Origin of the sequence: Steroidobacter sp., from assembly GCF_016790065.1 — a bacterium.
Taxonomy (GTDB): Bacteria; Pseudomonadota; Gammaproteobacteria; order Steroidobacterales; family Steroidobacteraceae; genus Steroidobacter.
Window position 1 is genome coordinate 1 of sequence record NZ_JAEUPY010000226.1, and the last position, 9,197, is coordinate 9,197.

The window sequence follows — 9,197 nt, forward strand, 5'->3', positions numbered from 1 at the left end:
GAGGAGTGGAGGGGATCGCCAACCGATCCCCTCGCTAGATCAAAAGATCAGGGAAGCTCGGTCGTCCCCATCAAGTACCGATCGCATTCCCTCGCCGCACCCCGGCCTTCATTGATCGCCCACACGATCAAGCTCTGACCGCGACGGCAGTCGCCGGCGGCGAAGACGCCTTTGAGGCTGGTGGTGAATTGGCCGTGATCGGCTTTCACGTTGCTACGAGCATCGGTTTCGACGGCGAGATCTTTCAGTAGCATCTGCTCAGGACCAAGGAAGCCCATGGCGAGCAGCACGAGCTGAGCGGGATACACCTTCTCAGTGCCGGCGACTTCGGCGGGTACGAAACCACCCTTGTCGTTCTTCTCCCACGTGATCTGCACAGTCACGACTTCCTTCACCGCGCCGTCAGCGTCGGCGTTGAAGCGCTTCACCGTGGTGAGATACGTGCGCGGGTCGCCGCCGAACTTGGCGGCGGCTTCTTCCTGGCCGTAGTCCATCTTGTAAACCTTGGGCCACTCCGGCCAAGGATTATCGACAGCGCGATCCATGGGCGGTTGCGCCATGATTTCGAGCTGAGTGACGGACTTGCAACCGTGGCGCACGGCAGTGCCGACGCAGTCAGTGCCGGTGTCCCCACCGCCGATGACCAGCACATCCTTGCCGCGAGCGTGGATCGGAGAATGATCGGCGCCGCCATTCAAAAGCGACTGCGTGCTAGCAGTGAGATATTCCATCGCGAAGTGCACGTTCTTCAACGCGCGGCCTTCGACGGGCAGGTCGCGAGGCTGAGTCGCGCCGGTCGCAATCACGATGGCGTCGAAATCTTTGCGCAGCAACTGCGGTTCGACGTTGTCGCCAACGTTGGCGTTGCAGATGAACTTGATGCCTTCCTGTTCCATCAACTTCAATCGACGCTCGACGACTTCCTTCTTGTCCAGCTTCATGTTCGGAATGCCGTACATGAGCAGACCGCCCGGGCGATCGGCACGTTCGAGCACCGTCACGCTGTGACCAGCCTTATTCAACTGAGCGGCAGCAGCCAACCCGGCAGGGCCGGAACCGATGACGGCAACGCGCTTGCCGGTGCGAGTCTTGGGAGGCTCGGGCAGCACCCAGCCTTCATCCCAACCGCGATCGACGATGGAGTTCTCGATGGTCTTGATGGTGACCGGCGGATTGTTGATGCCGAGCACGCACGAACCTTCGCAAGGCGCCGGGCACACGCGGCCGGTGAACTCAGGGAAGTTGTTGGTCATGTGCAGACGGTCGAGCGCTTCGCGCCACAGCCCGCGATAGACCAGATCGTTCCATTCCGGAATCACATTGTTCACCGGGCAGCCCGAGGCCATGCCGCTGATCAATTTGCCGGTGTGACAGAACGGCACGCCGCAATCCCTGCAGCGAGCGGCTTGATTGCGTAGCCGCTTGTCTTCCATATGGTGATGGAATTCTTTCCAATCCTTGACGCGCTCCTGCGGGGTGCGATCGACCGGCAGCTCGCGTAGATACTCGATAAATCCTGTTGGCTTACCCATGGCGAATTGTTTGGCTCTTAGCTAAATGACTGATGAAAGGCTATGGACGGATCATCCCAGGCGCGCGCGCGTCGCCCCGTTTTCGGGTAATCACGCGTTTGCCTGCCGCTAACACTCGCTTCTTCATCAGTTGCCTCCCACGCGAGCCGTATCTTTCGCGTTCTCTTCGAACGCCACCATGATGGCATCGTCGCCTGTGAGGCCTTGTTCGTGAGCGCGTGCGATACAGGCCAGCATGCGGCTGTAGTCACGCGGCAGCACACGAACGAACTTCTTCACGAACTCATTCCAGTTATCCAGCACCTGCCGAGCGCGGGCGCTCTTGGTGTAGCCGTAGTGACGCTCGATCATCGCGCCAACCGCGGCAATTTCTTCCGGCTCCGACAGCGGGCCAACATCGACCATCTCTTTGTTGACCTTGGTGTGGAAGTCGCCGTGCTCATCCAGCACATACGCGACACCACCCGACATGCCGGCACCGAAGTTACGGCCGGCGGGTCCAAGTACGATGACACGACCGCCGGTCATGTATTCGCAGCCGTGATCGCCTACCGCTTCGACGACAGCGTGCACGCCACTGTTACGAACGCAGAAGCGCTCGCCAGCCATGCCGCCGATGTATGCCTCACCGCTGGTCGCGCCATACAGCGCAACGTTGCCGATGATGATGTTCTCGTACGACTTGAACGTCGAGCCGGCTGGCGGATACAGAATCAGCTTGCCGCCCGACAAACCCTTGCCGACATAGTCGTTGGCATCGCCTTCCAAGAAGAAGGTCATGCCACGCGGTAGGAACGCGCCCAAGCTTTGACCCGCGGATCCTTTGAAGCGGATCTGGATCTTGTCTTCAGGCAAGCCGACAGCACCGTACTTGCGAGTGATCTCGCTGCCGGTGATGGTGCCGACCACGCGATTCACGTTACGAATCGCCAGTTCCGCCACGACCTTCTCGCCACGTTCGATGGCGGGTTCGCAGATATCCAGCAGCTGAGTCACGTCGAGCGACTTCTCGAGGCCGTGATCCTGTTCCATCTGCTTGAAGCGCGGCGAGCCTTCGCCGGAATCCGGCTGGTACAGCAGGTTGCTGAAGTCCAGGCCCTTGGCTTTCCAATGACTCACGGCCTTGCGCGGCTCCAACCGATCGACGCGACCGATCATTTCTTCGATGCTGCGGAAGCCGAGCTGCGCCATGAGCTCGCGCATTTCCATGGCGATGAAGCGCATGAAATTGACGACGTGCTCCGGCTTGCCCGCGAACTTCTCGCGCAGTCGCGGATCCTGAGTCGCGATGCCGGCTGGGCAGGTGTTCAAGTGACACACGCGCATCATGATGCAGCCCGTCGCAACCAGCGGCGCCGTCGCGAAGCCGTACTCTTCGGCGCCGAGCAGAGCGGCGACGATCACGTCACGGCCCGTCTTCAACTGACCGTCGGTTTCGACAGCGATACGGCTGCGCAGATTGTTCATCACCAACGTCTGGTGAGTCTCGGCGAGGCCGAGCTCCCACGGCAGACCGGCATGAGCCAGCGACGTTTGCGGAGACGCACCCGTGCCACCGTCGTGACCGCTGACCAGCACAACGTCTGCGTGCGCCTTAGCGACGCCAGCTGCGACTGTGCCGACGCCCACTTCGGCCACCAACTTGACGCTGATGCGAGCGCGACGGTTCGCATTCTTCAAGTCATGAATCAGCTCCGCCAAATCTTCGATGGAGTAGATGTCATGGTGCGGTGGCGGCGAAATCAAACCGACGCCCGCTGTCGTGTGCCGCGTCTTCGCGATCCACGGATACACCTTGGTGCCAGGCAGCTGACCGCCTTCACCCGGCTTCGCGCCTTGCGCCATTTTGATCTGGATCTCGTTGGCGCTGACCAGGTATTCGCTGGTCACACCGAAGCGGCCCGACGCGACTTGTTTGATCGCCGAGTTCTTGGAATCGCCATTGGCCATCGGCTTGAAGCGCGCCGGATCTTCGCCACCTTCGCCGGTGTTGCTCTTGCCGCCGATGCGGTTCATGGCAATCGCCAGCGTTTCGTGCGCTTCCGAGCTGATCGAGCCGTACGACATCGCGCCCGTCTTGAAGCGCTTCATGATGGCTTCGACCGGCTCGACTTCCTCGAGCGGCACAGCGTCGCCGAACTTGAAGTCCAGCAGGCCGCGCAGCGTGCAGAGATTGGCTGCCTGCTCGTTGACCAGCTTCGAGTATTCCTTGAACTGGTTGAAGTTGCCGTTGCGCACGGACTTCTGCAGCCGATGGATGGACTCGGGATTGAACAGGTGATATTCGCCGTCCGCACGCCACTGATACTGGCCGCCCACCGGCAACGTGTGCCGATCGGTCGGACGCTCTGGGAACGCAGCGCGATGGCGCACCAACACTTCCTGCGCGATCACGTCCATGCCGATGCCGCCGACACGCGATGCCGTCCAAGTGAAGTATTCGTCGATCACGTCCTGACGCAGACCGACCGCTTCGAACACCTGAGCGCCGCGATAGCTTTGGATGGCGGAGATGCCCATCTTGGCCATCACCTTGATGATGCCCTTGGTGGCGGCCTTCACCAGATTTTTGCAGGCGGACTTGTGGTCGATGTTGACCAGGCGTTCGTCGCGGATCATGCCGTCGATGGTCTCGAAGGCCACGTATGGATTGATCGCACTCACGCCATAGCCGATCAGCAGCGCGAAGTGATGTACCTCGCGAGCTTCACCGGTTTCGATCACGAGGCTGACGCGCGTGCGCAGACCTTCACGAATCAAATAGTGATGCAGGCCGGCGACGGCGAGCAGCGCCGGGATGGGCGCGAACTCCTTGTTTACACCGCGATCGCTGAGGATGAGGACGTTCACTTCCTCTTCCTCGATCATGCGGCGAGCCATCAGCCGAATTTCTTCCATCGACTTCACCAAGCCCTTTTCGCCGCGGGTCACGCGGAACAGGCTCGGCAGCACGCCGACGCGCAAGCCCGGCAAATCCATGCGACGGAGTTTGGCGAACTCTTCGTTGGTGACGATGGGCCACTTCAATTCGAGACGGCGACAATCGGCCGGCTGCGGGTTCAGCAGGTTGCCTTCCGAACCCAAGCGCGTTTCCGCGGAAGTGATGATCTCTTCGCGAATACTGTCGATGGGCGGATTGGTGACCTGCGCGAACAGCTGCTTGAAATAGTCGTACAGCAGGCGCGGCTTGTTGGACAGCACCGCGAGCGGCGTGTCGTTGCCCATCGAGCCCACGGCTTCGACACCGCTCTGGGCCATAGGCGCCAGGATGATGCGCTCGTCTTCGAACGTGTAGCCGAATGCGATCTGACGTTGCAGCAGCGTGTCGTGATCCGGTGCCGGCACTTCGGGCGCAGGCGGCAAATCGTTGACGTGCACCAGATGGTCGTTCAGCCACTGCCGATACGGACGCTCGGTGGTGACAGCCTTCTTGATCTCTTCGTCTTCGACGATGCGACCTTGCTCGGTGTCCACCAGGAACATGCGGCCGGGCTGTAAACGGCCCTTGAGCAGAATGTTTTCTGGAGCGATGTCGAGCACGCCGGCTTCCGAGGCCATGACGACCAAGTCGTCCTTGGTCACGTAATAACGTGACGGACGTAGACCGTTGCGGTCGAGCACCGCTCCGATCGCCTTGCCGTCGGTGAACGCGATGGCGGCCGGGCCGTCCCAAGGCTCCATCAACGACGAGTGGTACTGATAGAAGGCGCGCTTGCTGTCTTCCATGTTCTGATGATTCGACCAAGGCTCGGGAATCATCATCATCATGGCGTGCGGCAACGAGCGGCCGGCCAGCACCAGCAATTCCAGGGTGTTATCGAACATCGCCGAGTCGCTGCCGTTCGGGTTGATGATCGGCAGGATCTGTTCCATGTCGTCGCCGAACGCTTCGGACTGGAACAGCGCTTCTCGAGCGTGCATCCAGTTCGCGTTGCCGCGCACGGTGTTGATTTCGCCGTTATGAGCGACGTAGCGATACGGGTGGGCGCGATCCCAGCTCGGGAACGTGTTGGTGCTGAAACGGGAGTGCACCAGCGCGATGGCCGTCTCCATGCTCGGATCCTGCAGATCCGGGAAATAAGGACCGAGCTGTTCGGTAAGAAGCATGCCCTTGTAGACAAGCGTCTTGTAGGAGAGGCTGGCAACATACCAAGATGCCGCACCTTCCATCGTCGAAGTGCGGATCTCGGTATAAGCGCGCTTCCGGATCACATACAACTTGCGCTCGAACGCCAACGCATCCGGCAGCTCCGGATTACGAGCGACAAACACCTGCCGCATATACGGTTCGCACGACTTCGCGGTATCACCCAGCGAAGAATTGTTGGTCGGCACCGTGCGCCAACCCAGCACCGTTTGGCCTTCCGACTGCACGATCTGTTCGAAGCGCTCTTCGATACGTCGACGCAGTGTGGGATTGCGCGGCAGAAACACGATGCCGCAGCCGTAGTGCTCCGGCTCAGGCAATTCGATGCGCGATTTCTTTGCGACCGTCACCAGGAACTGGTGCGGCATCTGCAACAGCACGCCCGCGCCGTCACCAGTGTTGGTCTCAGCGCCACACGCGCCGCGATGATCCAGATTGGTCAGGACCTGCAGGCCCTGCTGCAGAATCTTGTGCGATTTTCGGCCTTTAATATCTACGACAAAGCCGACGCCACAGGCGTCGTGCTCGAAAGCGGGGTCGTACAGACCCTGTTTCTCCGGGCGGGTGGTTCTACCTGTCAGAAGAACCTGATTCGCAACCTCGCCGCTGGAGGCCCCTTCAGTGCCGTTTGTCATGTTGGCCTACCGTTACCATCGTCGGGAAAATCGGTTCTGACCCTGCCGCGCTGTAAGCGACGGGCATGGTCAGGGCCGCACATCGGACCATTCGAGGGACGGGCAGCGGCGTTGCTGCATCCCAGGTGAAGGCCCGGCGCGGGACCGTCGCCGCGGCGCGCGGCGTGGATCAGTGGCATCAGTCACCACGATCCTCGGTCTAAATCATTGATTCAGTAGGGCTGATTCGCGAGAGTCGGCAATGCGTTAGGCCGGCCAGGGCCCCGCGCGCGGACAAGCGCGTTGAATACAACCCGAAGGAATGCCAGCCATATTACAGAGGCAGGCCCCTGCGTCAATGCGACGCGAAAGACAAGTGCTGCCTTCGCTATTTGCGTACGACCTCCAGGAAGCTCACTTTCCAGGCGCCATCTTCGCGTCGCAGGGCGATTTTGAATGTATGCAGGTCGGCGGCGAGGTCCCAGCTATTAGTCGCCGCTGCTTCGCGCCCGAGCATCCCGACCAGCACTTGCGCGCGCGCTTCGCCATCGATCGGGAATGAGATTTCTTCGACCCGCGTCAGCAAATGAATCGATTGGTTGGCGATGAAGTAGCCGTGTAGATAACGCGCGACTTCGGCCGGCCCCAGGCCGTTCGAGTCTCGATACTCCTCGGAGAGGTGCGCAGTGAGGTCACCTACATCGCGATTCTCGGCGGCCAGCTCCATCTGCTCGATGACGGCCCGCACTTGTTGCTCGGGCGAATTGCCGTCACCGCACGCGGCCAGTAAAGCCAGGGCGACGAATATGAAGGGTGCAAGGGCGCGAATAGGCATGGGCACGCGGCAATGTACTGAAGTTGCATTTCCAGCCAGCCATCCGACTGGAATCATGCGTGGACTATGCTGGAGTGCCGCTGGCTGGGGCAACGCTGTGGGCCGGTCGCGCCGCGAACCGGTATCCGCGTTGCGGATTGGGAGCTGTCCGCTTGACCGCCCCCAGGCCGCGTGCTCAGATCGCGAGCGGTGCCGACCGGCGGCCTAAACTGGCTTTAAATCAAGTATTTCGCACCGTCGGCGCGGTTCGTGCGCCTGCTTGCTCATCCGTCGTTGGGAGAGATCATATGAAGTCCGTATCGACCCAGGTTTCAGGGGTGAAGACGCTGAGCGTGCGTGCTGCCATCGCCGCGGCGTTGTTCTTGGGTTTGCCGCTGGCCGCGAGCGCTCAGGACGGCATCGAGCATTGTGACAAGCCCATGGGCGCGCTCGCCGTCGTCGAGCCGCAGGACTATGTGTCGCAGTCCCTCTCGCGTTACGGCCTGCAGTCTCCTACTGGATTGATCCGCATGATGGTTCAGCAGTCCAACTGCTTCATCGTCGTGGAGCGCGGCATCGGCATGCAGAACATGATGCAAGAGCGCGCGCTGCAAGAGTCCGGCGAACTGCGCCAGAATTCGAACATGGGCGGCGGCCAGATGGTCAGCGCCGATTTCGTGCTCACTCCTGCTGTGGTGTTTTCTGAGAACGATTCAGGCGGCATCGGCGGCGCACTCGGCGGTTTGCTTCCTGGCTCCAAAGGCCGCGCGCTCGGCGCCGTGGCCGGCGGTCTGAAATTCAAAGAAGCTCAGACCAGCATGCTCGTGACCGATGCGCGCTCGGGCGTTCAGGTCGCTTCCGCTGAAGGCAACTCGAAGAAAGCCGACCTCAACCTGGGCGGCGCCTTGTTCGGCAGCAGCGCCGCCGGCGCTCTCGGTGGCTACACCAAGACCAACGAAGGCAAAGTGATCGCCGCCAGCCTCGCCGACAACTACAACAACATCGTGCGCTCGGTTCGCAGTCAGCCCAGCCTGCAGCGCGATGTCGGTACGCTCGCCGAAGAGGCCGCCAAGAAGACCAAGGGCGGCGCCGTGTTCAACGAAGGCGACACCATCGTGCCGAAACTCGGCAACCTGAAAGTGCAAGCCTCGCCGAGCGACTCCGCCAAGACCGTCGCGACTCTGAGCAAGGGTGAAGAGATGATCTTCATGGGCGAAGAGAAGGACGGGTACCTGAAGGTCGAGTCCAGCAATGGCGGCGGGTGGGTTAAGAAGGTTTTGGTGACGCGCTGAGTTCGGCTCGCGCGATACGGAAGATTTAGAGATCGAGGGCCGGGCGAGATGGGAGTCTTGCTCGGCCTTTTTGTTTATTTGATCGATCGTTGAAACACGACCATAACTTCCCAGTTTGGGATAGGTGCGTCTTCGCGATTCGTTCTTCGAGTGTTATGACGATTTCCTTTTCGAAGTCGACCACCGTGCATAAGCCGCGAGCAAAGGTGCGGGCTTAATACCGTTGTTATGTACTTCTCGCCAGGCCATCGGGTTTTTCCTGGGCCAGGTAGGCATGCAGTGCTCGTATAGCTCCTGTCGCGTGCGCTCCCCAATGTATTTTCAGGTTGAAGCCCCATTCCCATAGTGCCTCATCGTGTTGGCCTCGTTCGTAGAGAACAAGCCCTCTGGCTACGTCAGAGTAAATATCGCCAATATCATCAGTGATATGGCCCGTTACGGGTTCCGGTGACCTCTCGAACGGATCGAAAATCTCAGAATAGAACTGTAGTGGTAGGGCGCTAGCTCGGCGCAGCACCAGCTCGAGTTCGGCCTTAGGTGTCTCCGCTTCCGCCAACTCGGAGCTAAGGCGTTCATTCCACGGATGGGGAAGTAAAATCGCAGCGTTGTATAACGCTACCACTCTCACAAGCGCAGATCGGACGTCCAGCACGACTCCATCGTCGCCTCTAGCCCATGTGCAGAAGGCGCGTGCTTCCATTGCAAAGCGATCTATCGTGTTCTCGTCGATGTCTTCATGCATAACGCCATCCATCATGCGTGCGCGCCTTCGCACGTCGCACGCATGTACTCGTTGGG

General features: G+C 60.3%; 5 protein-coding genes. 1 reads left to right on the forward strand and 4 read right to left on the reverse strand.

The genetic code is table 11. From position 1 onward, the window contains the following. Positions 1-47 precede the first annotated feature (47 nt). From JNL55_RS09690 to JNL55_RS09700, 3 genes are all read right to left on the reverse strand, one after another. The gene (locus tag JNL55_RS09690) at positions 48-1,532 is read right to left on the reverse strand and encodes a glutamate synthase subunit beta (RefSeq protein ID WP_293852448.1); all 1,485 of its coding nucleotides are present in this window, start codon (positions 1,530-1,532) and stop codon (positions 48-50) included. A gap of 126 nt (positions 1,533-1,658) precedes the next feature. Then, positions 1,659-6,314 (reverse strand): glutamate synthase large subunit, encoded by a 4,656-nt coding sequence (gene gltB, locus JNL55_RS09695; protein WP_293852450.1) that lies wholly within the window; start codon positions 6,312-6,314, stop codon positions 1,659-1,661. A 367-nt stretch (positions 6,315-6,681) separates the two neighbouring features. Then, entirely contained in the window at positions 6,682-7,128 is a 447-nt protein-coding gene (locus tag JNL55_RS09700) for a hypothetical protein (RefSeq protein ID WP_293852452.1), read from the reverse strand. Between the two features lie 287 nt (positions 7,129-7,415). Between JNL55_RS09700 and JNL55_RS09705 the strand changes: the two genes are divergently transcribed. After that, entirely contained in the window at positions 7,416-8,399 is a 984-nt protein-coding gene (locus JNL55_RS09705) for a CsgG/HfaB family protein (protein ID WP_293852454.1), read from the forward strand. Positions 8,400-8,625: 226 nt separating this feature from the next. On the opposite strand, the gene JNL55_RS09710 is transcribed toward JNL55_RS09705, so the two are convergent. Next, the coding region (locus JNL55_RS09710; protein ID WP_293852456.1) for a DUF5063 domain-containing protein at positions 8,626-9,197 on the reverse strand (572 nt) is incomplete at its 5' end.